Raw genomic sequence first — 25337 nt, 5'->3', positions numbered from 1 at the left:
CGCGGCTGGCTTCAGTCAGTGTGACCATTGCCTGCCGATGACTGCAGCAGCTGGTCGAGATAACGGTGCAACTGCTTGGGGTCAACGAGAATGCAAAGGTCACTGGCCAAGGTGCCGATGCACCAGGAGCGCGATGAGGAGGCGCCTGGTTTGCGCCACCGGATATCGGCCCGCTTCAGCTGGCGAACCTCAATGATCTCATGACAGGCAAGCGCCCAGCGACTCCCATACAATACGACCAGTCGCTGAATCGGTTCGGGCACCGCTGCACGCTGGTGGCCAGCGCTCCCTGAAAACAGGCTGAGCATGTCGACAACGCAGAGTCGCTCCCTGGGCATCTGCACGACGCCGAGTATCCAGCTCACCATACCAGGCAACTCATGTAAGGCATCACCGTAGTTATGCACACTGCTGATGCCGAGAAGCGGCAAGGCGAGTTTGAAAGGCCCAACACGAAACAGCAGGCTGTCGAAAGCGGACGGCAGGCCAGCATAATCGACCGATGGCTTGTCGGAGCTCACATGAACCGCGGGCAATGATTCGGCTTTTTCAGATGTCGCCTGAACCGGGGTGCGATCTGGCAAGACTGGTGCCGGCGCGTCCGCTTCCGGGGCCTCTGGCTCGACCGTCAACAGGTCCGCCAGGTAGTCCATCAGCTCCGCATCGCGGTGTTGACGGCTCATGTCAGCCCAGTGTCTTCGATAGTGCCGATAAGGTCCTGCAGCAGCCGGGTATAAGCCTTGACGCCATGTGTCGATGGGTCAAACAGCGATGGCACGAGACCCGCCTGACTGGCGTCCCTGAAGCGGGTATCGATCGGGATGGCATAACGCCACGCCGTCTCGGGATAATCATGCTTGATTCGACGGAGACTCTTGATCGAGGCGCCTGTCCTTCGGTCGAACATGGTAGGCACGATGATATAGGGCAGCAACCTTTTCTGACTTCGCATGACCATGGTCAGGGTATGCAGCATCCGTTCGAGGCCCATGAGCGCAAGAAACTCGGTTTGTACAGGAATCAGAATGCGTTCGCAGGCTGCCAGTGAATTGATGAGCAATACCCCGAGCACCGGAGTGTTATCAAGCAGAACGAAATCGAATTCATCGCGTAGATGACCCAGCGCTTTCCTGAGCACAAGACCCATGCCTTCGACGCCAGCGAGCTTTCGCTCCAGCGTAGCCTGCAGGGTAGAGGCCGGTAACAGCATGAGGCCCGGACAGGTCGTATCTCGCAGCAGCTGCGCAGGCAGATCCGCCGGCACTTCGCGGCGGCCGTCGGGATTCAGCACCGATGTGAAGATATCGTGCACGCTGCCCTGAAGCGTATCCGGATCATGACCAAAATAGGAAGTGAGCGAGCCCTGTGGATCAAGATCCACGAGCAGCACTCGCTTGCCCTGCCCGGCCAACAGCCCACCGAGGGCAACAGCGGTCGTAGTCTTGCCTACACCGCCCTTTTGATTGGCAATGGTAATGACTTGCATGCGTGATCTGCACTTCCCGCAGGAGTGAGTGAGCTATTCCGCCGGTGTGCGACGGATGAACTGGCGGACCTTGTCGGATTTTGCAACGAGTATGACAACCCGGCGATTACGGGCCCGCCCTGCCGGCGTCTCGTTATCGGCCAGGGGCTGATATTCACCATAACCGACTGCGGCAACCTGTTGAGGCCCTACTCCTCCCATTATCAACAAGCGTGCCATTGCCGCCGCACGCGCTGCCGATAGTTCCCAGTTCGACGGGTAAACGCTTGATCGTATGGGAATATTATCGGTAAATCCCTCGACGACTATCGCGTTTGAATAGTCCTTGAGAATCTCCGAGATACTGTCAACCAGGGTAAAAGCGGCATTGACCGGCAAGGCATCACCGCTGGTGAAGAGCAGATTGTTCCGTAACGACAGTTCTATCCATTCATCAGTCACCTCGACTGTGACCAGACCCTGGCCGATGAGGGTTTTCAGTTTGCTTTCGAAGCGTCTCGAAATGTCTTTGAGTCGGCCGTCTGCATCGCTGTGCAGTGTAGTCCCTTCGTCGCGGTCGGGTTGGTCGAAAGGCAGCAGATTGGGAACGTCGGTCTGGGGTTGAGCCGCCGACTCTTCACCGATCTGGATAGGCTTGATGGATCGCTGGGTGGCACTGAACACGCCATCGAGTGTCTGCGACAATATCTTGTACTTGCCATCGTTGACCGATGAGACCGAATACATCACCACGAAGAACGCAAACAACAAGGTAATGAAGTCGGCATACGACACCAGCCAGCGCTCATGATTCTCTGGCGGATCGGGACGCTTCTGTCTCTGCCGCCTCACAGGGCCAACCTAGGCTGACTCATAGCTCTGCAGCTTCATTTCAATGGCCCTGGGATTCTCTCCTTCCGCGATCGCAACGACGCCTTCGAGCAGCATCTCGCGATATTGGGTCTTGCTGTGTACCAGACTCTTGAGTTTGCTGGCCACGGGAAAGAACAACAGGTTGGCCAAAGCCACACCGTAAATGGTAGCGACGAAGGCCGTCGCTATACCCGGGCCAAGTTTGGAGGGGTCTGCCAGATTCTGCATGACATGGACGAGCCCCAGAACCGCGCCCAGGATACCGAGCGTAGGCGCATAGCCGCCCATCGCGTCGTACACCCTTGCAGCATCCAGATCGACCTTTTCGAAATTGTCGAGCTCGAGTTCGAGTACCGAGCGGATCACCTCGGGCTCGGCGCCATCTACGAGTAGCTGAAGCCCCTTGCGTGAAAACGGATCAGGCTCGGATTCGGCGATGCCTTCAAGCCCGAGGAGACCTTCCTTGCGCGCGATGTTGCTCCAGCCGACAACTTGCTCGATACCTACCGTGAAATCCGGTTTCGGTGGCCTGATGATCCAGACCAACTGACGACAGGCATTTTTCAGAACTTTGCCGGAGTGCTGTATGACAATTGCACCGAGGGTGCCGCCAATGACGATAAGGGCAGCCGGTGCGTTGACCAGGGCAGCCAGGTGACCACCTTCAATATAGTTGCCGCCAATCACTGCGACCAGCGCAATGATAATGCCGACAATGCTCAGCACGTCCGTCCGGCTGTGCATGCTCAGCTCGCAAACATCTGGTTCAGGAGAACGGGGAACTTGAGCAGGTCAAGTGAGCAATCCGAAAGTCCCGCCCTGTCCACGGCCTGAGGCATGCCATAAATCACGCAGCTGGCTTCGTCCTGGGTCATGATCACGGCGCCGCGGGATTTGAGCAGTCTGGCGCCCTCGAGACCATCCTGCCCCATGCCAGTCAGCACGATGCCCAGCACTTTGCCGTCAAAGGCTTTTGCCGCGGAACCAAAAGTGATGTCGACGCAGGGCTTGTAATTGATACGCTCATCGCCAGCAATGATTCTGGCGATCACCTGCGATCCGCTGCGCTCGAGAAAGGTCTGCATACCGCCCGGCGCGATGTAGACGCAGCCGTTCTTCAGCACCTGACCATCCTCGATCTGCGCAACGCTCAACGCAGACAGCTTGTTCAGCCGTTCGGCGAATGCCGGTGTGAAAGTGGACGGCATATGCTGCACCAGCACCACGGGACGACTGAACCCCGGCTTGAGCTCACTCACGACTTTCTGCAGTGCGATCGGTCCACCTGTCGATGTGCCGATGAGTACGATACCAGCCTGCCGTGCGCGTTCGAAGGTGCTGCGATCTAGGCTGCCGTTCTTTTCCAAGGGGCCGCGTTCGGTCGATCCCCGCTCAACCGGAACGCGTTCTGGCTTTGGTCTTTCGGTGATGCTGGCACGCTCGTGCGCAGGCGGCGCAGGTCTGAAAGGCGCAATTTTGGGAGCGGTGGAGACGGGTACAGGTTCAGGCGAGGCTTGTGCTGCAGGCCTCGCCGTACCAGTAATTCGCCCGGATTTTACGGGTGGGGCTGCAGTCGCACCATCAGCCAGACCTGTTTTGCGGGCCAGCCCCTTGATACGGACGCTCAGCAGCTTGGCAAGGTTTGCAGAATTGGAAGTCAGATCCTCGAAGCTCTTTGGCAGAAAATCTACCGCACCCGCTTCGAGGGCGTCGAAGGTGACTCTTGCACCCTCGTAGGTCAGTGAAGAAAACATGAGAATGGGAACAGGTCGTTCGGCCATGATCAGCCTGACGGCAGAGATACCATCCATGACCGGCATCTCATAGTCCATGGTGATGACATCGGGCTTCAGATTGCGGGCCATCTCAACGCCCATGGCCCCGTGCTCGGCAATACCGACCACCTGAATATCAGGATCCTGGCTCAACAGGCTCTTGAGCCGGTTTCTGAAGAAGGCTGAGTCGTCACATATGAGAAGTTTAACTGCCATCTGAAACCACTTTAGCCAGCTGATGCCTTGAGGACACCATCTGGCTGATCATCCGGCTCGTCCGCGTCTATGGCCGCAAATTTCGGCCTGATATAACTCTTGCTCTGCTTCGAATACCGGCCCAACAGGCTCGGAATATCCAGGATGAGTGCGATTCTTCCGTCACCTGTGATCGTAGCGCCCGCCATACCTGCGGTACCGTGTAGCATCTTGCCAAGGGGCTTGATGACCACTTCTTCCTGCCCGACCAACTGGTCAACGACTAGTCCAACCCTGCGGGTGCCAACGGCCACGATGACCACATGGCCACTGCGAGCTGGCGGCTGACTGAGTGAGGACGGTACCAGCCAACGCTTGATATGGAACAGCGGGAAGACCTTCTCGCGCACTACTACGCACTCCTGCCCATCGACGATGTTCGTCTTGGTCAGATCGAGGTGGAAAATCTCGACCACGCTCACCAGCGGGAAAGCGAAAGCCTGTTGGTCCAGCATGACCATCAGCGTTGGCATGATCGCCAGCGTCAATGGCACCTTGATGATGATGCGGCTGCCCTTACCCAACTCGGATTCGACCTGCAGTGTGCCGTTGAGCTGGGTGATCTTGGTCTTGACCACGTCCATGCCAACACCACGACCGGACACATCGGAAATTTCAGTCTTGGTCGAAAAACCTGGCGCAAAAATCAGGTTGAACGCTTCATTATCGCTCAGACGCTCTGCAGCGTCCTCGTCGTAGATGCTTTTCTCGACTGCCTTGCGCCTCAGCACGTGAGGATCCATGCCACCGCCATCGTCTTCGATGAACAGGAGAATGTGATCACCTTCCTGCTGGGCGGATAACAACACCCGGCCAATTCTTGGCTTGCCTGCAGCCTCTCTCACCTCAGGGCGCTCGATACCGTGATCGACCGCATTTCTGACCAGGTGGACGAGCGGGTCCGACAGGGCCTCGACGAGATTCTTGTCGAGATCGGTTTCTTCTCCCTTGAGCTCGAGGTTGATTTCCTTCTTCAATTGACGCGCCAGATCGCGCACGACTCGCGGGAAGCGGCCGAAGACCTTCTTGATCGGCTGCATACGCGTCTGCATGACAGCCGACTGAAGATCGCTGGTCACGACATCGAGGTTGGATACCGCCTTGGTCATGCTCTCATGAGCCAGCTCTTCACCGAGCCGTTTGAGCCGGTTGCGGACAAGCACGAGCTCGCCCACCATGTTCATGATGTCATCAAGCCGCTTGGTATCGACTCGGACAGTGGTTTCGGTCGCGATTCCACCGCTGTCCTTAGGTGCTGCCTTGGCAGCAGCTTGGGTCGCTGGCGATCTTGCACTGTCGCCATCATCATCCGTGTCAATCGCTGCTGGCCTGGCGGCCACTGCAGGTTTTGGTGCTGGCGCCGTCTGCGGTTTCGCAGCCGCAGCCTTGGCTACCGGCGCTTGCGCAGCTGGGGCCCTGGCAGCCGTTGGCTTGGCAGATTTTGCACCCGACGCTGACTTACCTGCTCCATGCAGTTCATCCAGCAGCTTTTCAAATTCATCATCAGTGATCAGATCGCTATTGGCCGCCGCAGGCGCTTGTGAATCATTCGGCTTCGCGACGTCACCGCTGGCAGCTGCAGGAGCGGCCTTGAACTTGCCCTTGCCGTGCAGGTCGTCCAGCAGAGCCTCGAACTCATCGTCAGTTATTTCGTCGTTACTGCTGCCAGATTTCTCGGGCTGCTTCGCAGCAGCCTTGTCGGCTTTAGCTGGCTTTTCGGCTGTCTTCGCAGCGTTCTTTTCCGGTTTGGCAGTCGAGGCGGCTTTATCGGCAGAAAATTTTCCTGCGCCGTGCAGCTGATCGAGCAGGTTTTCGAATTCGTCGTCGGTAATCTCGTCGCTGTTACTGGCCTTGGGCTCGACAGCTTTGCCAGTAGCCGGTTCTGCAGCTGCACTGGCATGCTGAGAGCTCTGCTCGGAATCCAGCGCATCAAGCAGGGTTTCGTATTCTTCATCAGAAATTTCGTCGCCGGGCGCACCCTTCACTGCAGACTTGGTGGACGCTTCCTCAACGACGGCGGACTGCTCGAGTTCTGCGGCACGCGCCTCTTCACTCGGCCCATCTTCGAGCAGAGCCGCAAGGCCCTGGATCAGAGCCGGATCGGCTGGCTGCGGGGCTTCGCCGCGCTTGACCTGGTCAAACATTTCATTTACGGCGTCGAGCGCCTGCAGAACGACGTCCATGACCTCAGAGTTGACTGACAACAAGCCGTTGCGAAGATGGTCAAATACGTTTTCAGCTACGTGACAGCATTCAACCAGCGCATCGAGCTGCAGAAAGCCAGCACCGCCCTTGACGGTATGGAAGCCACGAAATATGGCGTTAAGCAGTTCCTTGTCGTCAGGGTTCCGCTCGAGCTCGACGAGTTGCTCGCCGAGCGCTTCGAGTATCTCTCCAGCTTCAACCAGGAAATCCTGAAGGATTTCGTCGTCAGCATCAAAGCTCATTCAAAAAGCTCCTAAAAACCCAGACTGGATAGCAGATCGTCGACGTCGTCCTGATTACTGACGACATCTGCGGATTTTGCGGATCCGGTGTTGATTTGCGGACCGTGCCCTTTCATATCCTGGGAGTGCGCCTTGTCAGCATCATAAAGCCCATGATCAACGCCGGTAATCTTGTCCACCTGGCCAGCCATAGCCACAAGCTTGACGAGATTGACCTCCACATCGGTGATGAGCGCAGTCACCTTCTTGATGACCTGACCAGTCAGATCCTGGAAGTCCTGAGTCAGCAATATGTCTGAAAGATTGGTATAGATTCGGTCACTCTTGCTTTCCAGATCCACGAAAAAATGGTCGATGCGCTTGTAGAGTTCCCTGAATTCGGACGGATCCATTTCACGACGGCGAAGACGCTCCCAGGCGTTCTTCAGCTCATGAGCTTCCTGCTTTACCGTGGTGGCCAGCGGCATGGTTTCTTCTACCAGGTCCATCGTGCGATTGGCCGCTTCGTCGGTCTTGGTCACTACATAAGCCAGGCGGTCAGACGCATCCGAGATGGTCGAAATTTCCTGGCTCTTCTGATTGTTTATATCAATATGGAAATTACGGATGGCATCGTGCAAGGTCCGCGTCAGCTTGCCGACTTCCAGATACAGGGTTCTGTCACGGGTATCGTTGAGCTGCCCGATCACCTTCATGGCGCCATCCATATCACCAGCCGACACCCGCTCCATGAGCGAGTTCGCCTGCTGACTCAGAGTATCGTCAATATCCGGGTTCGCCATGATGTCTGCTACCTCACTATGTCTGCGGAGCCGGCCGGCGTTATTCGATGCGCTCAAAAATCTTCTCGATCTTCTCTTTCAGCACGGCCGCAGTGAAAGGCTTGACCACATAGCCGTTGACCCCGGCCTGAGCCGCCGCAACAATCTGGTCGCGCTTTGCTTCCGCAGTCACCATGAGTACCGGCAGTGACTTCAGGTTCTCGTCTGCCCGGACATGCCCGAGCAGTTCGATCCCAGTCATCCCAGGCATGTTCCAGTCGGTCACCAGAAAATCGAACTTGCCGGTTTTCAGCATCGGAAGCGCCGTCTGCCCGTCGTCGGCTTCTTCAGTGTTGGTGAAGCCGAGGTCGCGCAGCAGATTCTTTATGATCCGTCGCATTGTTGAGAAATCATCGACCACGAGGATCTTCATGTTCTTGTCCAAGGTTACCTCCACGAAGGCGTTTAAGGACGGTAAGCAGGATTCAACCGGACTCGACCAGCTCGGAAGAGTTGTCTGAAAAGTTATACCTCAGTCTAGTCTGCAAACGCAGACTATCCAGTTTTGATCACGGATTTCTGACGGTGTCGGAGAAGCGCCGAAAGCAGCTCCCGAAGCTAGCGTTGACTGACCCTGCTTTTGATGCGGTGAACCGCCTGAGAAAGGATCTGACTGACCCTCGACTCGCTGATTTCAAGCACTTGCCCAATCTCCTTCAGATTCAGCTCTTCGTCGTAATATAATGAGACCACGAGCTTTTCCCTTTCTGGCAGCGCATCGATGACCTTGCTGAGCAATGTCAGCATCTGCTCGCGCTGCACCTGAGCGTGTGGCGTCGCATCTTCGTCATCAGCGAAATCGACAGCCTGCTCGCTGTTTGCCTGCATTTCATCAATGCTGAATACATGGCCGGTGGCTGAGTCCGCCAGACTGGCGTGATACTCTTCTACGCTGATATCGAGAACGGTCGCGATCTCCTGATCATTGGCATCGCGACCGAGACGGGCTTCAAGCTTGCGAATGGCTTCACTGATCTCGCGCGATCGACGGTGGACGGAGCGTGGCACCCAGTCGTTTCGACGCACCTCATCCATCATGGCACCGCGAATGCGGATACCCGCAAAAGTTTCGAAACTGGCACCCTGGCTACTGTCATAGCGCTGAAAGGCTTCGATCAGACCCATCATGCCAACCTGAAGCAGGTCATCGAACTGGACGTGACCCGGTAGCCGGCCAAGCAGATGATGGCCGATCCGTTTCACCAGCGCGCCATGCTGTGCGAACAGCGCGCTGTACTTATCCGAGGCCGGGGCCTGATACATGCCTGTGATCCATCAATGGGTACGTCACCGCTCAGGCCTGAACCAGGCGCTCGATGAAGAATTCAAGATTACCGCGAGGGGTCGTTGGCAAGGGCCAGTTGTCGACTTTCTGCGCCAGCTCCCTGAACGCGATCGAGGCCTTGGCACGAGGATAGGCTTCGAATACCGGGCGTTGTCGCTGCACTGCCTTGCGCACGGCTTCATCGAAGGGAATGCTGCCAACGTACTGCAGAGCGACCTCCAGAAAGCGCTCGGTCACTCGGGTCAGCTTGCCGAAGAGGTGACGGCCTTCCTGTTCCGAACGGACCATATTGGCCAGGATTCTGAAGCGGTGCATATCGTAGTCGCGGTTCAGGAGCTTCATCAACGCGTAGGCATCGGTGATTGAAGTCGGTTCGTCAGTAACGACGAAAATGGCTTCCTGTGCAGCACGCACGAAGGCCAGTACGCTTTCCGAAATACCGGCTGCTGTATCGATGATGAGCACGTCGAGATCGTCGCTGATCTCGCTGAAGGCAGAAATCAGGCCTGCGTGTTGCATGGGCGATAGATGGGTCAGGTACTGGGTGCCGGATGAGGCCGGCACGATGCGCATACCCATTGGTCCCTCGACCATGATTTCCGCAAGAGTGCGCTCTCCCGAGAGCACATCCGCAATATTATGTTTCGCCGTGAGACCGAGCAGTACGTCGAGATTTGCCAAACCGAGGTCGGCATCGAGCAGCACGACCCGTCGACCCAGTGCAGTCAGGGCGAGTCCGAGATTGATCGAGACGTTGCTTTTGCCAACGCCACCCTTTCCCCCGGTAACGGCGATGACCTGTACTGAGTTCGGTCTGCTCATATTGCGTTCTGTCTTCCCATCGGGTCACCGGTTTTCAGCTGACGAGACCGATGGTATGCCTGCTTGATGAGGCTCGGTCCTGTCGCTTTATGCAAGTGATTGATTATTGACTGTCCATCAGCATAGTAGGTGATTGGCAAATTGTTTTGTATGGCTAATTCGATCACCTCGCCGAGCTCTGCTGCTTCATCGACCTTGGTCACCATCAGTACCTTCGGGCGCAACTGACTGTAGTAATGATAGGTGGATTTCACGATCTTGCTATGCTGGGTCGCTGAAACTGCGAGAACGGTATGGACATGCGCCGAGCTCTGCTCCAGCTGGTACAGCTCGTTGAACTGCGCCTTGGCGTTGGGATCTGCCGGGCTCAGCCCCGCTGTGTCGACCAGGACCAGCTGCTTGTTGCTGAAGCGTTGAAGTGCGTCTCCCAGGCTCTCGTCCGGTCTTACGACATCCACTGTGATCTTCATCAGACGCCCGTAGGCGCGCAGCTGTTCCGCTGCACCGACCCGATAGCGATCGACACTGAGAATACCCACCTCGCCTGCCCTGCCAGCCTTCGCCAGCAATGCAGCCATCTTGGCGATCGTGGTGGTTTTACCTGTACCGGATGCCCCAACGAAGACGTAGACGCCAGTGGCTTCGTCCACCTTGAAGTCTGCCGTGGGGATCATGCCAGCGATATGCTTCATGAGATGTTCAAGCGATAAGCTGGAGCCAGTAGCGCTGGTCGCCAGGGCACTTTTGAGCACGGTATCGGTATAGTCGGTCGAAAAACCCATATCGCTGAGTTTTACCGCCAGTGGATGGCGCTGCTCCGGGCGCTGGCTGCCCAGCTGCATCCACTCCGTGAGACGGACGATCTGCTGCTGCATTTCCTTGAGCACTTCAGACTGTGCCGCAGAGGCCTGTGCATTTAAGGAGGACGCTGAGTGCCCGGCATGGCGGGTGGTGTCGTTATGACGTGCACCGGCATTGCCGCCCTGCCAGCGAGCGGGCTGAGCGGCTGGACGCTGTGCCTGGTGGCCATGCTCCTGGTGACGACGGATTTGCTCGGATCGATGCTGCGCGAAGTCCGGCTGACTCTGAGCGAAGGCGGGTTCCGGCTGGCGGGCCTGGCGCTGCTGTTCAAACTGTGGGCGGGTATCCTGGCGGCGTGCAACAGGCTGCTGTGCTGGTGCTTCGACAGGCTGCATACTGTCAGGCTCATCGATACCAACGATGACCTGAACACCACTTGCTGTCCGCGAGGTGCCGAGAATCGAGGCGTCCTCGCCCAGTTCGTCACGAATCCGCTTCAATGCAAGCTGCATGGTCGCTGCTTCAAACGTCATCTGTTTCATCTCGATTCCTCTCAACCCCAAAGTAAACACGTGTGCGTCAAAATATGGTCACTGTTTGTCTTCGACCGCCTCCTCATCAACCGGAAACCGTCGCTACGATCGTAATCTGTTTGCTCTCTGGTATTTCTTGGTAAGACAGGACATGTACCCGATCTACCGCCAGTCGCACGAAGCGTGCAATCGCTGGACGCAGCGCCTGCGACACCAGCAGCAGCGCAGGTTTGCCGAGCATCTCCTGACGCTGGGCGGCATCACGAAGAGAGGTCTGCAACTTCTCCATCATGCCTGGCTCGAGCAGGAGACCAATGTCTTCCCCGGCCTGTGACTGCTGTGTCTGCTGCAGTGACTTAAGCAACAACTGTTCCAGGGCAGGATCCAGCGTGATGACCGGCAACTCGTTCTCCTGGCCGATGATGTTCTGCACGATCATGCGGCGCAGAGCAACCCGTACATGGCTGGTGAGTTGGCCGGCATCCTGGGTCTTCGGAGAGATACCAATGATGGCTTCGGCAATACTGCGCATGTCCCGAATGGCCACGTCTTCACGCAGCAACTGCTGCAGCACTTTCAGCAGCAGGCTGACGGATACCGTGCTGGGCACGAGCTCTTCCGCCAGCTTTTCGGAATGCTTGCCGAGCTGTTCGAGCCAGTTCTGCACGTCTTCATGACCCAGCAGTTCGTGAGCATGCTTGCTGAGAATCTGATTGAGATGGGTGGCGACTACGGTGCTGGCATCGACCACGGTATAACCCAGAGTCTGTGCCTGCTCTTTCTTGGAGGTGTCGATCCAGATGGCCTCAAGGCCAAATGCAGGATCAGTCGTCTGAATACCATCAAGCTTACCGAAGACCTGGCCGGGATTGATCGCCATTTCACGATCAGGGTGAATATCAGCCTCGGCGATGGTGACGCCCATCAGGGTGATGCGGTAGGTGTTCGGCATCAGGTCGAGGTTGTCGCGAATGTGTACCGATGGCATGAGGAAGCCAAGCTCCTGGCTCAACTTCTTGCGCACGCCCTTGATGCGTCCGAGCAACTGGCCGCCCTGCGATTTATCCACCAGCGGTATGAGACGGTAGCCCACTTCGAGACCGACGATATCGACCTGGCTCACATCATCCCAGCCAAGCTCCTTGGTATCGTTGACCGCGCCCTGACTCGCGCCTGGCAGTGCAGGCTGATCCATACGACCGACCGGGCCGGACTGGGCTGGCGCGCCTGCTTTTGTCAGACGCTGGGCACCATCGGCGGGCAGCTCGTCGACCAACTCCGCATCCTGCGACTTCTTCCAGTTCATGTAGGTGATGCCACCGCCGAGCGCTGCAAGTGACAGGAACGCGAAGTGTGGCATCCCTGGGATGACACCCATGATGAAGAGGATGGCTGAGGAGATACCTAGCGCCTTCACCGAACCGAAGAGCTGCTTGAAGATCTGCCCACCCATATCCTGGCTGGCACTGACGCGGGTCACCATGATGGCCGCTGCCACTGAGAGCAAGAGTGAAGGAATCTGGGCGACCAGACCATCACCGATCGTCAGCAGTGCATACACCTGCATCGCATCAGTGAAGGTGAGATCGTGTTGTATCATGCCGATGCCGACGCCACCGAGCAGGTTGATGACGAGAATCAGGATACCGGCGACGGCATCACCCTTGACGAATTTTGAAGCACCATCCATCGAGCCATAAAAATCGGCTTCTGTGGCGATGTCTGCACGACGCTTCTTGGCTTCGTCCGCTTCGATCAGACCTGCGTTGAGATCGGCATCGATAGCCATCTGTTTGCCGGGCATGGCATCAAGGGTAAAGCGGGCACTGACTTCCGAAACGCGACCGGCACCTTTGGTGACAACGGCGAAGTTGATGATCATCAGGATGGCAAAGACGATCAGACCAACCGCGTAATTACCACCAATCAGCACTTCTCCAAAAGCCTGTATGACCTTTCCTGCAGCGTCTCCGCCCTCGTGGCCTTCCAGCAGGACGATACGCGTGGAGGCGACGTTCAACGCCAGGCGCAGCAGCGTCGTGACCAGCAGCACGGTTGGAAAAACCGGGAAATCCATGGGTCTCATGGCGTAGACACACACGAGCAGCACAACCAGCGAGAGCAGGATGTTGAAGGTAAACAGAACATCGAGCAGGAAGGCCGGCACCGGCAGCGTCATCATCGCCAGCAGCGCCATCAGCAGGACGGGTATACCCAGCCCGCCGTGCTGTAGCGCCTTTAACTGGCCGAAGTTGAGGGTTGCCGACATGTTCGCTGTAGTCCTCCAGGACAAAATATTGACGACGGGTGTCGCCTGGAGGTGTACTCAGCAATAATCGTTCCCGCTTTCGCAGAAGCCTTTGCTAACGCCGGGCCTAGCCTGCCGGACCAGATTGACCACGCTTTTCACGGCGCAACTTTGACGCCTTGTCTTCGGGCCGTGGTGCTGGCGCCTCAAGGTCGCTGGGCGCATCGCTCGCCCTCACCGGCGGCAGCTTGTCCTGCCAATCCAGCCACTGCTCCCTGGGCTTGTCGGCCAGCGCGAAGGCAGCATTCTGTTTGACGGGTTCCGCCCCGCTTCCAGGCGGCGTGAAGAAGGCAACGCCTCCGGTGAGCAGACTCTCGACAGACTCGCTTTCGATACTCAGGCCGGACACGAGACCGGCCTCCAGCTTGAAGCCACTCGCATTCCAGAATCGGGTGCTGCTATTGACCAACGACTGCCATTGACGATCGATATTGATGAAGATTTCCACACGATCGGCCTCGGGAGAGAGCCTCGTACCCAGTACTTCGCCAACTCTCACCTGGCGGTAAGTGACCGCGGTGCCAGATTTGAGCGAGCCTCTCGAAGGCGCGTGGAGCACCAGATTCAGGCCGGTGGCCCGTCGTCTCGCGGGGGGCGCCTTGTCGAGCAGCCGATAGTGTCTGGAGTCGAGCTCTGCATCCGACGTGGCTTCCGTGTTCACACCAGTCATTCCAATGCCACCCTGCACCAGCGACACCAGTGGTCCGGTCTGCAGCTCAAATCCGTCCGCCCCCGAGCTGAACTCGACCGGGTTCATGCGAAAGAATCTGGTCCGCTCTCCAACGAGATAGGCATACTGCGGGTCAATTCTCACCAGCAATTCGAGCGCAGTGGCGTCTTCCAGCAAGTCGACCCGTTCGACGGTTCCCACAGACAGAGACTTGTAGTACACCGCAGACCCCGTATTGATGGACCCGAGTGACTGGGCAGTCAATTTCAGCCACAGCCCATCCCCGGTCGTTTCTTCCGGAGGCGGCGGCAGGCGCAGCCCTTCGAAGCTCAGTTTGCGCTCGCCCTCGCCTGGCTGAATGCCGATGTAATTGCCCGTCAATACGGTATCCAGACCAGAGACGCCGGCCAGGGAGATGCGGGGTTTCACGATCCAGAATCGTGTACCCTCATTCAGGAGACGCTCCGAGTCATGCTCCATATTGATGGTCACCAGGAAATTCTGCAGGTCCGCACTCAGTTTGATGTCGGCGACCCGTCCGAGGCTCATCCCGCGATACCTCACTTCCGTCTTGCCTTCCACCAGGCCATCGGCCGTTTCGAAAGTGACCTCTACGGGTATGCTGGCTTCAAGCCACGCCCTTACGCCCAGCCATGCCGCTATCAATAGTGCAATGGCTGGCACCAGCCAGACGGCGGAGATGCCCCGGGCCCTGACTTCCGGCGCATGGGCCTGCTCACTCAAGTGCGTATCGTGTTCTGTCATTGAATCAGTATTCCCTGTTCGTTCTGTCCCAGAGCAGCCTGGGATCGAATGAGCCTGCCGCGAACATGGTCAACACGACCATGGCGGCGAAGGCAGTGGCGCCCGAACCGGCTTCGATCGTCGCAATCTGTCCCAGCTGGACCAACGCGACCAGAAGGGCTACCACAAAGACGTCCAGCATCGACCAGCGACCGAAAAAGTCGATGACACGATATAGCTTCAGCTGCTTGCCGTGGGCGCTGTCGCTACCTTGCCCCCGCACTCTGTAGAGGAGATAGAACAGGCCGAGGATCTTGCCGAGCGGCACGATGAAACTCGCAAAGAAGACGATGGCTGCGATTGGCCATGCCCCGTGCTGCAGCAGAAGAATAACGCCAGACAGGATGGTGTCTGGCGCCCCTTTGCCGAAATAGCTCACCGTCATGATCGGCAGCGCATTCGCCGGAATGAACATGATCGTTGCCGCGATGGTCAGTGCCAACGTTCGTTCGAAGCTGCCCGGTATGCGCGTATGTATCTTTGCCCTGCAGCGGAGGCATCGCTCAGCCTTTCCCGAATTCAGCCGGCCACAACAATGACAGCGGGTAAGACCCTGATCCATTGCTTTCAGCCATCTGCTCATGCCAGGCCTACCTGCCTGGCGATCAAGCGCCAGAACGTGACGTCATCCGAGACGATGGTCAGAAGAACTGAACACAACAGCAGGCCGCTAAAGCACAGTAGACCTGCGCCGGGAATGAGTGCGGCCATATCGGCAAGCTTGAAGCCTGCGACAAGAATTCCGAGCATGAATACGGCCGTCATGTCCCACTCCGTCAACCAGTGCAGTTGCCTGAACGCCGTCCTCAACGCGGAGCTATCGGGCGTGTTGTGCACGAATATGCTGCCAGCGCAAAGCGCACAGAGCAAAAACCGGCATAGTGGCAGTATCATACAGAACAGCAGGAGCAGTGCGGCCAGCAAGGTCTGCCCATCGCGAAACAGAGCCAGACCGGATTCCAGAAGACTGGTAGCAGATCGATACCCGCCCGCTTCCAGCATCAACAGAGGAAGAAAACTCGCCGGTACGAAAAGAATCAGGCCCGCCAGAGAGACGGCAAGGACCTTTTCGGCCGCCTGCTCAGCAGCCTTGGCTACGACTTGCCGACAGCGTGGACAGACCAGGGCGTGATTACTCGGTCGGGTGGGCAACTGCAGCAGGAGATCGCAGTATTGGCATGCCGTGAGATCATGGGCGGCCGAGGTGCCATGGCTGATCACCCGAGCCTCTGTTTCGCGGACACGCTTCACGGTCACGCAGCGGTCTGGTTGCGGCCAGCATGTTTGGCCTTATAGAGCATGGTATCGGCGGCGATGATGCCCTCATGCAGAATCTGTTCAGGCGCTGGCGTCTCCGAGTCAATCACAACTGAGCTGACACCGAAGCTCATGGTCAGCCCCTTTCCAGGGGGAAGCCCTTCTGGCGCCAGTTCCGTGACACGGAGCCTCACACGCTCTGCGATAGCGATGGCATCTTCGAGCTGGGTATCCGGCAGTACGATCAGGTATTCCTCCCCGCCGTAACGAATGATGTGGTCATCAGGACGCGCAACGGCCCGCTGCATGGCAACTGCCACAGATCTGATGCAGTGGTCTCCGGTCTCGTGACCGTACTGGTCATTGATTGGCTTGAAGTGATCGATATCTCCGATAATGATACTGACTTCCCGCTGAACCGGCTGCGAGCTTGCATGAGCCGAACGTTTCAGACCTGCGGACAGAGTGGCAAACAGCTCCGCCAGATAGCGGCGATTGTGCAAACCGGTCAAGGCATCAATACGAGCCAGGGCTGTGAGTTGTTCATTGGCGGCTTCGAGTTCTCGCGTAGTCCGTTCGAGATCATTGGTTCGTCTTTGCACTTCAGTTTCGAGGCGATCGCTGGCGCGCCGGGCTGTTGTGGCAATCAGCTCCTGAGCAATTCGCAATTCGCGCTCCTGTTCGGTCTGCTTCTGTTGGGCAAACAAGAGCTGGTTACGCGTCTGGTTATATCTGGTCACCATAGCCATCGAGGCAAGAACAATTTCGGCACAGAGCCCCAACAGCAGGCTGTTCTCTGTGAAAGCGCTGGGCTCTATAAGCCCGAAGCGACTCGCAATGAAGGTGAGTCCGCCTAGAATGTAGGCGGTCCAGCCAAGCAGAAGATAGCGTGCCGTTCTGGAGCCTGTGGCGGCTCGCATCAACGAGATACTGAAGATGACGCCTACAGCCACCACGCTCAGCCCCAGACTCAGCAAGAGGGTAACATTACCCGGCGCAACAGCGCAGATGACGCTGACCACACCGGACACAATGGCCGTAATCTGCAGTAGCCGCGCCTGCTGCCCTCCCAGCCTGTCGATTCGTAGCAGGTGGTAAACGAAAATGGCGCTGGCCACGACCGTCAGGCTGATCGATACCGGAATGAGCAGGTTGTTGATCACGGGAAAATCAGACAACAGGTACTGAAACAGGAGGCCCTTCTGCAGGAGCATCAGTAACAGATTGCTCGCTACGAAAATACAATAGTTTCGCTGGTTCCTGTCTCGAGATCCTATATAGAGAATCGTGTGGTAGAGCAGCATGATCAGCAACAGACCGAAAGCCAGCCCGAGAATCAGTGACTCTTGTTGCTCGGCGGCAACGAATTGGGGTAGAGGCTGGAGTGACCAGGGCAATTGCAGACTATCCGTTCCCGCCATACGCACGTATATTCGATCGTTTTTCGTATCATCGAATTTGAGCGGGAAGCTGAAGCCACGGGTTGGCAGAGGTCGGTGTGAAAATGCCAGTAAATCACCAGTTTTGACTGCGTAGACCGGTATCAGGCCAGCATCAGGATGCAAACGATACTGATGTAATTCCAGCGTATCGATCAAGGCATACGGTACCCAGAAAATCTGCTCTTCCGCTTGTTGTAGCGGCAGATCTATCCGTATCCAATAGCTCGACGTGGAAAATCCAAAGGCGGGAGTCGCAGTCTCCAGTGGCTGCCAATCAAGCGGAGTCAGTCCACTGCCACTGTCTGCAGCTATGAGATCATCGATCTTCAGCTGCGATTCGGTATCCTTGATATAGTGCGTCTGGGTGGCTCTGGCCTCAGACAGTGCCAGTAAACAGAAGACGAATAACAGCCGCGCCAACGGCCTCACCAAAGCAGTGATTGAGCGCAGAATTGGGGTGTGACTTGGTGAACGGCAAGAACTCGGCACAAGTGCATCAGAACCTGATGTAAAAGCTAACTTTAGTTCAGCCCGGAAGGCTCTGCCAGCTTGGCGGCGAGCCATGTATCAGCTTAAATGGTCTGCAAGGACCTTTTGTTATCCACTCTCAACAGGATTTAAAATGTGGCCGGAGTCAGTTTACTAGCCCTCCTAGATGACATTACCACCTTGCTCGACGACGTCAGTCTGATGACCAAGGTGGCTACCAAGAAAACCGCCGGCGTGCTCGGTGATGATCTTGCGCTCAACGCACAGCAGGTCAGCGGGGTGAAACCAGAGCGCGAGCTGCCCGTCGTCTGGGCTGTTGCCAAGGGGTCCTTTCGTAACAAGGTGATACTTGTACCCGGCGCTCTGGCGATCAGTAGCTTCATTCCCTGGGCGATCACACCGCTGCTGATGATCGGCGGTCTCTATCTGTGCTATGAAGGCGCAGAGAAGATTCTCCATCGTTTCACGCAGCCTGCTGCCAATGAGAAAGCCACAGCTGACACATCGGGCCATCCTCGTTCGGCCCACGTCGCAGCTGCGGCAGACCCCAGCATCGATCTTGTCGAATTCGAAAAGGAAAAAATCAAGGGTGCCATCAATACCGACTTCATTCTTTCGGCAGAAATTATCGCGATCTCGCTCGGCACTGTCAGCCAGGAGCCTCTGCTGACACAGGCCCTGGTACTATCGACGGTTGCCATTGGTATAACGGTGGGGGTGTACGGGCTCGTCGCGGGTATCGTCAAACTGGATGACGGCGGACTTTATCTGGCGTCCAGAACGAGAAAGGATGCACTTGGCGGACTCAGTCGGACAAGTGGTCAGGCCATTCTCAGCATTGCACCGAAACTGATGCGGACCCTGTCGATCGTGGGAACGGCTGCCATGTTTCTGGTCGGAGGCGGGATCCTGCTACACGGGTTGCCAGCACTGGAAGAGATGTTCGCCGCTGGCACCGCCTCCGCCGCCGAGATTCCGACCTTTGGGGTGCTCTTTTCCACCATCGGCCCGACCTTGGCCAACGCGATGACCGGACTCGTGGCCGGCGGCCTGGCAGTGGCCGCCGTCAGTGCCGTACGGCGCTTTATTCCGCGAAAGGATGTCGCAGGATAATCGTTTCGTTGCGATCTGGGCCGGTCGAGATGATGTCGATCGGCGCTTCAATCTGAGCTTCGATGAACTTGATATAAGCTTGCGCATTCGCAGGCAGCTCATCGATGCTTCGAATACCAGCAGTGTTCTCCTGCCAGCCCGGAAGATCGACATACTCCGGCACGAGATTGTCGTAATGCTCGCAACTGATGGGTGGGCGCGTGAGCGCCTTACCAGTGGCATAACCATCTGCCGGCTTGTAACCGACACAGACCCGTACGGTATCCAGACCGTCCAGCACGTCGAGCTTGGTGAGACAGATGCCAGATACAGAATTGATTTCGATGGCATGACGCAGAGCTACGGCATCGAACCAGCCACAACGCCTCGGCCGACCTGTGGTTGCGCCGAATTCATTGCCACGCTTGGCCAGTCTCGCCCCAGGTCCGTCGGTATCGAACAGTTCTGTGGGAAACGGCCCCGAGCCCACACGGGTCGCATAGGCTTTGGTGATACCCAGAATATAGTCCAGGTATAACGGGCCGACGCCGCTGCCGGTTGCAGTGCCGCCAGCCGTCGTGTTGGAAGAAGTGACGAAAGGATAGGTGCCGAGATCGATGTCCAGCATACTGCCCTGGGCGCCTTCGAACATGATATTGCGTCCGGCCTTGCGAAAACCGTGGAGCATGTCGGTGATATCAGCAGCCATCGGCAGCAGAATTTCCGACTGCTTCATGATCTCGTCCAGGGTCTCCTGGTAGTCGCAACCATCTACCTTGTAGTACTGGGTCAACACAAAGTTATGATAATCCATGACTTCGGCCAGCTTTTCGGCGAAGAGATCAGGCTGTGACAAATCCCCTACGCGAAGACCACGGCGCGCCGCCTTGTCTTCATAGGCAGGCCCGATACCACGCCCGGTAGTGCCGATCTTGCCTTCGCCTCGGCGAATCTCTCTCGCAAGGTCGAGCTTCTGGTGATAGGGCAGTATGAGCGGGCAGGCGTTACTGATATGAAGACGACCGGTGAAATCGACGCCACTGGCCTCGAGCTCTGCCATTTCCTTCATCAGTGCCGTGGGCGAGAGCACAACGCCGTTCCCGATCAGGCACTGAACAGAGCCGCGAAGTATGCCGGATGGAATGAGATGGAGAACTGTCTTTTTCCCATCGATGACAAGCGTATGGCCAGCATTATGCCCACCTTGATAACGCACGACAGCTGCAGCATCTTCCGTTAAGAGATCGACAACCTTCCCTTTGCCCTCATCACCCCATTGAGTGCCAAGCACGACGACGTTTCTACCCATGAGAAAATCCAGATAATGTATTGATTACAGAATGAAAAAAACGAGGCTGACTACAACGCGAGCAAAGGCATGAGCTGCCATTTGTCCGGCTCATCGGCAGCAACGATCTGCCGATCGCACACTGTCGCGTAGTCGGTTGCACCCTGACCGGGAAGCAATTGTATCACTTTCTCTGTCTTGCGCAGAGTATGAATATATTGCCAGAGCGATGGAGAGTCGTCAGCAGGTGCCAGAATCGCCGAACGCTCCGATGGCACATGTCCAACGGCTAGTTTGTGAAGCACCTTCAAATCGATACTGAATCCCGTTGCCGGTCGACGGCTGCCGAAGGCAAGGCCGATATTGTCATATCGCCCGCCATAACCAATTGCCTGGCCATAGTCGCCGGTATAGGCAGCAAACATAAGACCTGTGTGGTAATTGAGACCACGCAGCTCACAAAGATCATATCGTATATTCGCTGACGGATAGCGACTGGTCACCGCCTGGCCAAGCGTCTCGATTTCACTAATGGCAGCGAGCAGCTCATGATCGAAATGACAGAGCTCGCGTGCGTCCTCAAGCACCGAGGCCGGGCCACCGAGTGATGGCAGGGCCTTGATCAAAGCTGCCAGTTGAGGGTCCGACGCCGCCGTCGCAATGACGTCGAGCTCAGCTACAGCCCGACGGTTCAGTACATCAAGTAGCTTGCTGTCCATCTTCGGGTCGAAACCAGCCAGCTGCATGACCTTTCTGATGAAGCCCACGTGGGCAAGATCGACATGAACACTGGGCAGACCAGCGCGATCGAGTACTTCGAGCATCATCGACAGCACTTCGATGTCACCAGCGATCGATGCTTCACCATAGAGCTCACAGCCGCTCTGCGTCGGTGTCCTGGTAGCCAGCACACTTTCCATGCGTGTCTTCAGCACAGAGCCTACGTAACAGTAGCGGTTGCGCTGGTTGCTGCTGTCGACGCCACCTGCCATGGACTGATGGGCATCGATGCGAGCAACCTGGGGCGTCATGTCAGCACGAATGCCCAGCATTCGACCACTGAGCTGATCGGTCACCTTGAAGGTCTGCAGTTCGAGGTCACTGCCAACACCTGTCAGCAAGCTGTCGAGAAACTCGATCATTGGCGGAACCACGAGCTGGTAGCCCCAGCTTGCGTAAAGATCCAGCACTGCCCTGCGCAAGCGCTCTATACTGGCGGCCTGATGCGGAAGCAGATCTTCTACACCATCCGGCAGCATCCATTTGCCAGAGGCTGCCAGCGTTTCTGAGGGTTCAAACATAGCGTGCTTTCAGTTCCCGAGGACGGTGCCGCAGCACCGTTTCCGATCAGTTGGTGTCTTCAGTTTCCGCAATCGGTCCGGACTGCTTCATATATTTGAAGAACTCGCTGTCAGGCTCCAGGACCATGATATTGTCCTTGGTCGCCAGCGAAGTTTCATAGGCCTTGAGTCTGCGATAGAAGGCATAGAACTCCTCGTTCTTGCCATAGGCATCAGCGTAGAGTTGTGATGCTTCGGCTTCACCTTCACCACGTAGCTGCTCTGCCTGCTCGAAGGCTCGCGCCAGCTCGACGGTTCGCTGCCTGTCTGCGTCGGCACGCACACCCTCTGCCAACTCCTCACCTTTTGATCGATGAGACTGGGCTATCTTCAGACGCTCTGATTCCATACGCTCGTAGACCGAGTCACTGACGCGCTTCGGCAGGTCGATCGCCCGAACCCTGATGTCGATGACGTTGATGCCATACTTGTCAGCCGCTTCGCGATCGACACTGGCAGTCAATTCTTCCATCAGCTCTTCACGTTCACCAGCCACCACTTCGTGCATGGTGCGCTTGCCGAACTGATCTCGCAGACCCTTGTCGATGCGCGAAATCAGCAGCGTGCGTGCACGATCTTCACTACCCTGGGCAGCCCGATAGAACTGTCCCACATTCACGATTCGCCAGGTGGCGTACGAGTTTACATCCAGCGGCTTCTGCTCGACGGTAAGATAACTCTTTACCGGCAGGTCCATGGCCAGTACCCGTGTATCGAAATTCCGGTTCTGATCCACAAACGGAATCTTGAAATGAAGGCCAGCAGGTACATCGGTCTTGATGAGGCCGCCAAAGCGCAATACGACCGCGCGATGAGTCTCAGGTACGATATAGGCCGCCTGTGCCAGGATCAGCAATGCCAGCAGTACGAGGCCGATCAGTATCAATCTAGCGCCAGACATCAGTTTCTCCCCTCTAACAGCGCACTATTGCGCCCGGTATTCTGTGTTCTTCTCGGTGTAATCACCGATGGGTCCTGATTGGCAGACACCCGCCCGTTTTCCTGCGTCTGGCTGCGACCGCTCTGCTCTAGCATACGATCGAGCGGCAGATACATGATATTCGAGCCGTTCTGCTGGTCCACCAGTATCTTGCTGCTCTTGCTCATCACCTGTTCCATCGTTTCGATGTACATGCGCTCGCGAGTGATGGCCGGCGCTGTCTCATAAATTCTGAGCACCTGCAGGAAGCGATCAGTTTCACCTTTCGCCATGGCAACAACCTGCTCGCGATAGGCATTCGCTTCTTCAATAATCCGCTGCGCCTTACCACGGGACTCAGGGACTACCTGATTACGATAGGCTTCCGCACGGTTGACGACGCGTTGCTCGTCTTCCTTCGCCCGTTGCACATCTTCGAAAGCGCCCCTGACCTGTTCAGGCGGATGGGCGGATTCAATGTTCATTGCCTGAATCTGAATACCTGCGCCGTAGAAATCAAGGATGTTCTGCAGGCGGTTCTGGGTTTCGATGGCCAGGAACTCACGACCTTCGGTCAGCACCTTGTCCATCTCGGTACCACCTACTTCATGACGAAGCGCCGAGTCTGTCGCGTAGTCCAGTGTCGTCGGTGCAGAACGCATGTTCAGTGTGAATTGCTGAAGATCCTTCACCACCCACTGCACTGAGAGATCGATATCGACGATATTCTCGTCTTCAGTCAGCATGTGCGACGATTTCTTGAGTGTGCGCACAGCTGTAACATCTTCAATGTAAACCCGATCGACGATTGGGATACGGAACTGAAGACCGGGATCCTCAGTCTTGAGGTATTTGCCGAAACGCAACACGATGGCGCGCTCCTTTTCATCTACCCGGTAGACCGAATTCCAGGCGGCCAGCAAGGCGGCGACGATGAGGGCAATGACGATGATGCCGCCCGCGTTGCTCTGCTTGTTGCCCGAGCCACCAGAGCCGCCTTTCTCGCCACCAAAAAGACTATTGAGCTTGTCCATGCCTTTCTTGAACAATTCATCAAGTTCTGGAGGGCCATCCTGGTTCCCCTTGCGACGACCCGATCCCCAGGGATCCTGTCCGCCTTTGTTACCGCCGCCGGGTTCATTCCAAGCCATTGAGTATCCCCTTTAAATCATCGAATGAGCAGACCAGGCTGCTTCAAATTGCGCCTAGTCTAAGTTCTGGTCTGGCAGTGAGCAAGCTAAGCAGGCAATGTATCGTCATTGTCATTTACTTCGAACTCATCATCCTTATGGCTGACGCGATGAGGCGCATGATCTTCAACCAGAATTTCAGAAAGCTTCACGTCAGCATGCGACAGCAGCTGATCCAGAATATGTTGTTCTATGCGAACCGTCAGTAGCGGACGACCTTCTTCGTCGACCGCTTCGTTCTCAACGACATTCCGCTCGAAAAATCTTGATCGCAAGCGACTGTGCATCTGCATGTCACAGCGAATGGTCAACAGACGCACATCAGTTCCGAGTAATTCGGCGATAGTATCGAGGAGTGTGTCGATACCCTGGCCATTGGCAGCCGAGACCCAGACTCGCTCAGGCAGCCCCTCTGCGTCCCGGTCCACGCGGCCACCAGTCGAATCGAGCGGCCACTGCGCCTGATCGAGCGCGTCAATCTTGTTCATCACTTTCACAGCAGGCACTGTATCGGCGCCAATTTCCTTCAGCACCTCGGCCACCTGCTTCTGGTTGTCATCCCGACGTGGATCGCTGGCATCTACCAGATGCAGCAGCAGATCGGCATCTCGAGTTTCCTCGAGCGTTGCGCGGAAGGCATCAACCAGCTTGTGTGGAAGATGTCGAATGAATCCGACGGTATCGGCAAAGATGATCGGACCGAAGCCATCGAGTTCGATACGGCGCAAGGTCGGGTCGAGCGTTGCAAACAGCTGATTGGCTGCGAATACGTCAGACGATGTCAGTCTGTTGAACAGGGTCGATTTACCTGCGTTTGTATAGCCGACGAGCGCCACCACAGGCACTTCATTTCGAAGACGTGCCCGCCTCCCCTGCTCGCGCTGCCGTCTGACTTTTTCCAGCCGCTTGTGTATCGATTTGATGCGTGCCCGCAATAAACGGCGGTCGGTTTCGAGCTGCGTTTCACCCGGACCGCGAAGACCGATACCACCTTTTTGCCGCTCGAGGTGAGTCCAGCCGCGAATGAGTCGAGTCGACATGTATTCAAGCTGCGCGAGTTCGACCTGCAACTTGCCTTCATGCGTGCGTGCGCGCTGGGCAAAGATATCGAGGATGAGGCCGACCCGATCCAGCACCCGGACTTCCATCGCCTTTTCAAGGTTACGCTCCTGGCTGGGCGAGAGCGCATGATTGAACAGGACGACATCAGCCTTGTGAAGCCGGACGATAGCGCTCAGCTCCTCCACCTTGCCGCTGCCTACGAAAAACTTTGGCGTGGCATGATGTCGATTGACGCTGACAACCTCGAGAACCTCCACCCCGGCAGAGAGCGCAAGATCGACGAACTCCTGGGGGTCTTCGCAATCGTTCTCTTTGTCTAGCTCGAGGTGAACGAGCAGCGCACGCTCGCCGGTATCAGGACGGTCAAACAATGGTCAGACCTGATCCGGCAGATGAACG

The 25337-nt window shown here is 56.7% G+C and carries 22 protein-coding genes; 1 reads left to right on the top strand and 21 read right to left on the bottom strand.

Annotation, left to right across the window (positions count from 1 at the left end; genetic code table 11):
• Window positions 1–11: 11 nt before the first annotated feature.
• From ABD735_RS02125 to ABD735_RS02050, 16 genes are all read right to left on the bottom strand, one after another.
• Entirely contained in the window at window positions 12–683 is a 672-nt protein-coding gene (locus ABD735_RS02125; protein ID WP_344802809.1) for a chemotaxis protein CheW, read from the bottom strand.
• On the bottom strand, window positions 680–1486 hold the full coding sequence (locus ABD735_RS02120; RefSeq protein WP_344802807.1) for a ParA family protein: 807 nt from the start codon (window positions 1484–1486) through the stop codon (window positions 680–682). Before ABD735_RS02120 ends, ABD735_RS02125 begins: the two co-directional genes overlap by 4 nt.
• A 33-nt stretch (window positions 1487–1519) precedes the next feature.
• On the bottom strand, window positions 1520–2317 hold the full coding sequence (gene motD / locus ABD735_RS02115; RefSeq protein ID WP_344802805.1) for a flagellar motor protein MotD: 798 nt from the start codon (window positions 2315–2317) through the stop codon (window positions 1520–1522).
• Between the two features lie 9 nt (window positions 2318–2326).
• Window positions 2327–3082, bottom strand: coding sequence for a flagellar motor protein (locus ABD735_RS02110; RefSeq protein WP_344802803.1), 756 nt, complete (start codon window positions 3080–3082; stop codon window positions 2327–2329).
• Between the two features lie 2 nt (window positions 3083–3084).
• Complete coding sequence (locus tag ABD735_RS02105) at window positions 3085–4329, bottom strand: protein-glutamate methylesterase/protein-glutamine glutaminase (protein ID WP_344802801.1); 1245 nt, start codon at window positions 4327–4329, stop codon at window positions 3085–3087.
• A gap of 11 nt (window positions 4330–4340) precedes the next feature.
• Complete coding sequence (locus ABD735_RS02100) at window positions 4341–6815, bottom strand: chemotaxis protein CheW (protein ID WP_344802799.1); 2475 nt, start codon at window positions 6813–6815, stop codon at window positions 4341–4343.
• Window positions 6816–6826: 11 nt separating this feature from the next.
• Window positions 6827–7597, bottom strand: a complete 771-nt coding sequence (locus tag ABD735_RS02095; RefSeq protein ID WP_344802797.1) for a protein phosphatase CheZ — start codon at window positions 7595–7597, stop codon at window positions 6827–6829.
• Window positions 7598–7637: 40 nt separating this feature from the next.
• Entirely contained in the window at window positions 7638–8009 is a 372-nt protein-coding gene (gene cheY, locus ABD735_RS02090; RefSeq protein ID WP_425548570.1) for a chemotaxis response regulator CheY, read from the bottom strand.
• Window positions 8010–8194: 185 nt separating this feature from the next.
• A complete protein-coding gene (locus tag ABD735_RS02085) occupies window positions 8195–8899 on the bottom strand; it encodes an RNA polymerase sigma factor FliA (protein WP_344802793.1) in 705 nt (234 codons plus the stop codon).
• A 31-nt stretch (window positions 8900–8930) separates the two neighbouring features.
• Window positions 8931–9743, bottom strand: coding sequence for a MinD/ParA family protein (locus tag ABD735_RS02080; RefSeq protein ID WP_344802791.1), 813 nt, complete (start codon window positions 9741–9743; stop codon window positions 8931–8933).
• Complete coding sequence (gene flhF, locus ABD735_RS02075) at window positions 9740–11086, bottom strand: flagellar biosynthesis GTPase FlhF (protein ID WP_344802789.1); 1347 nt, start codon at window positions 11084–11086, stop codon at window positions 9740–9742. The genes ABD735_RS02080 and flhF overlap by 4 nt, the downstream gene beginning before the upstream one ends.
• A gap of 76 nt (window positions 11087–11162) precedes the next feature.
• A complete protein-coding gene (gene flhA / locus ABD735_RS02070; RefSeq protein ID WP_344802787.1) occupies window positions 11163–13346 on the bottom strand; it encodes a flagellar biosynthesis protein FlhA in 2184 nt (727 codons plus the stop codon).
• Between the two features lie 106 nt (window positions 13347–13452).
• Window positions 13453–14820, bottom strand: coding sequence for a PqiB family protein (locus ABD735_RS02065; protein ID WP_344802785.1), 1368 nt, complete (start codon window positions 14818–14820; stop codon window positions 13453–13455).
• A 4-nt stretch (window positions 14821–14824) separates the two neighbouring features.
• Window positions 14825–15301 (bottom strand): paraquat-inducible protein A, encoded by a 477-nt coding sequence (locus ABD735_RS02060; RefSeq protein ID WP_344802783.1) that lies wholly within the window; start codon window positions 15299–15301, stop codon window positions 14825–14827.
• A gap of 137 nt (window positions 15302–15438) precedes the next feature.
• Window positions 15439–16116 carry a paraquat-inducible protein A gene (locus ABD735_RS02055; protein WP_344802781.1) on the bottom strand — a complete coding sequence of 226 codons (678 nt, stop codon included), beginning with the start codon at window positions 16114–16116 and terminating at the stop codon, window positions 15439–15441.
• Window positions 16113–17978 carry a sensor domain-containing diguanylate cyclase gene (locus ABD735_RS02050; RefSeq protein WP_344802779.1) on the bottom strand — a complete coding sequence of 622 codons (1866 nt, stop codon included), beginning with the start codon at window positions 17976–17978 and terminating at the stop codon, window positions 16113–16115. Before ABD735_RS02050 ends, ABD735_RS02055 begins: the two co-directional genes overlap by 4 nt.
• 204 nt (window positions 17979–18182) lie before the next feature.
• On the opposite strand from ABD735_RS02050, the gene ABD735_RS02045 reads away from it, so the two are divergent.
• Entirely contained in the window at window positions 18183–19160 is a 978-nt protein-coding gene (locus tag ABD735_RS02045) for a DUF808 domain-containing protein (protein WP_344802777.1), read from the top strand.
• On the opposite strand, the gene ABD735_RS02040 is transcribed toward ABD735_RS02045, so the two are convergent.
• From ABD735_RS02040 to hflX, 5 genes are all read right to left on the bottom strand, one after another.
• Window positions 19132–20448: an adenylosuccinate synthase gene (locus ABD735_RS02040; protein WP_344802775.1), complete on the bottom strand. Its 1317-nt coding sequence runs from the start codon at window positions 20446–20448 to the stop codon at window positions 19132–19134. The genes ABD735_RS02045 and ABD735_RS02040 overlap by 29 nt on opposite strands.
• Before the next feature lie 50 nt (window positions 20449–20498).
• The gene (locus ABD735_RS02035; protein ID WP_344802773.1) at window positions 20499–21728 is read right to left on the bottom strand and encodes an ATP phosphoribosyltransferase regulatory subunit; all 1230 of its coding nucleotides are present in this window, start codon (window positions 21726–21728) and stop codon (window positions 20499–20501) included.
• 46 nt (window positions 21729–21774) lie between these two features.
• Window positions 21775–22668: a protease modulator HflC gene (gene hflC, locus ABD735_RS02030; RefSeq protein ID WP_344802771.1), complete on the bottom strand. Its 894-nt coding sequence runs from the start codon at window positions 22666–22668 to the stop codon at window positions 21775–21777.
• On the bottom strand, window positions 22668–23837 hold the full coding sequence (gene hflK, locus ABD735_RS02025) for an FtsH protease activity modulator HflK (RefSeq protein ID WP_344802769.1): 1170 nt from the start codon (window positions 23835–23837) through the stop codon (window positions 22668–22670). The genes hflC and hflK overlap by 1 nt, the downstream gene beginning before the upstream one ends.
• A gap of 86 nt (window positions 23838–23923) precedes the next feature.
• Window positions 23924–25309, bottom strand: a complete 1386-nt coding sequence (gene hflX, locus ABD735_RS02020; protein ID WP_344802767.1) for a ribosome rescue GTPase HflX — start codon at window positions 25307–25309, stop codon at window positions 23924–23926.
• Between the last annotated feature and the right edge of the window lie 28 nt (window positions 25310–25337).

Origin of the sequence: Allohahella marinimesophila (assembly GCF_039538005.1) — a bacterium.
In the GTDB taxonomy this organism is placed as follows: Bacteria; Pseudomonadota; Gammaproteobacteria; order Pseudomonadales; family Oleiphilaceae; genus Allohahella; species Allohahella marinimesophila.
Note: the sequence above shows the minus strand (reverse complement) of the source record. Positions and strands in the feature narration are given on the sequence as shown.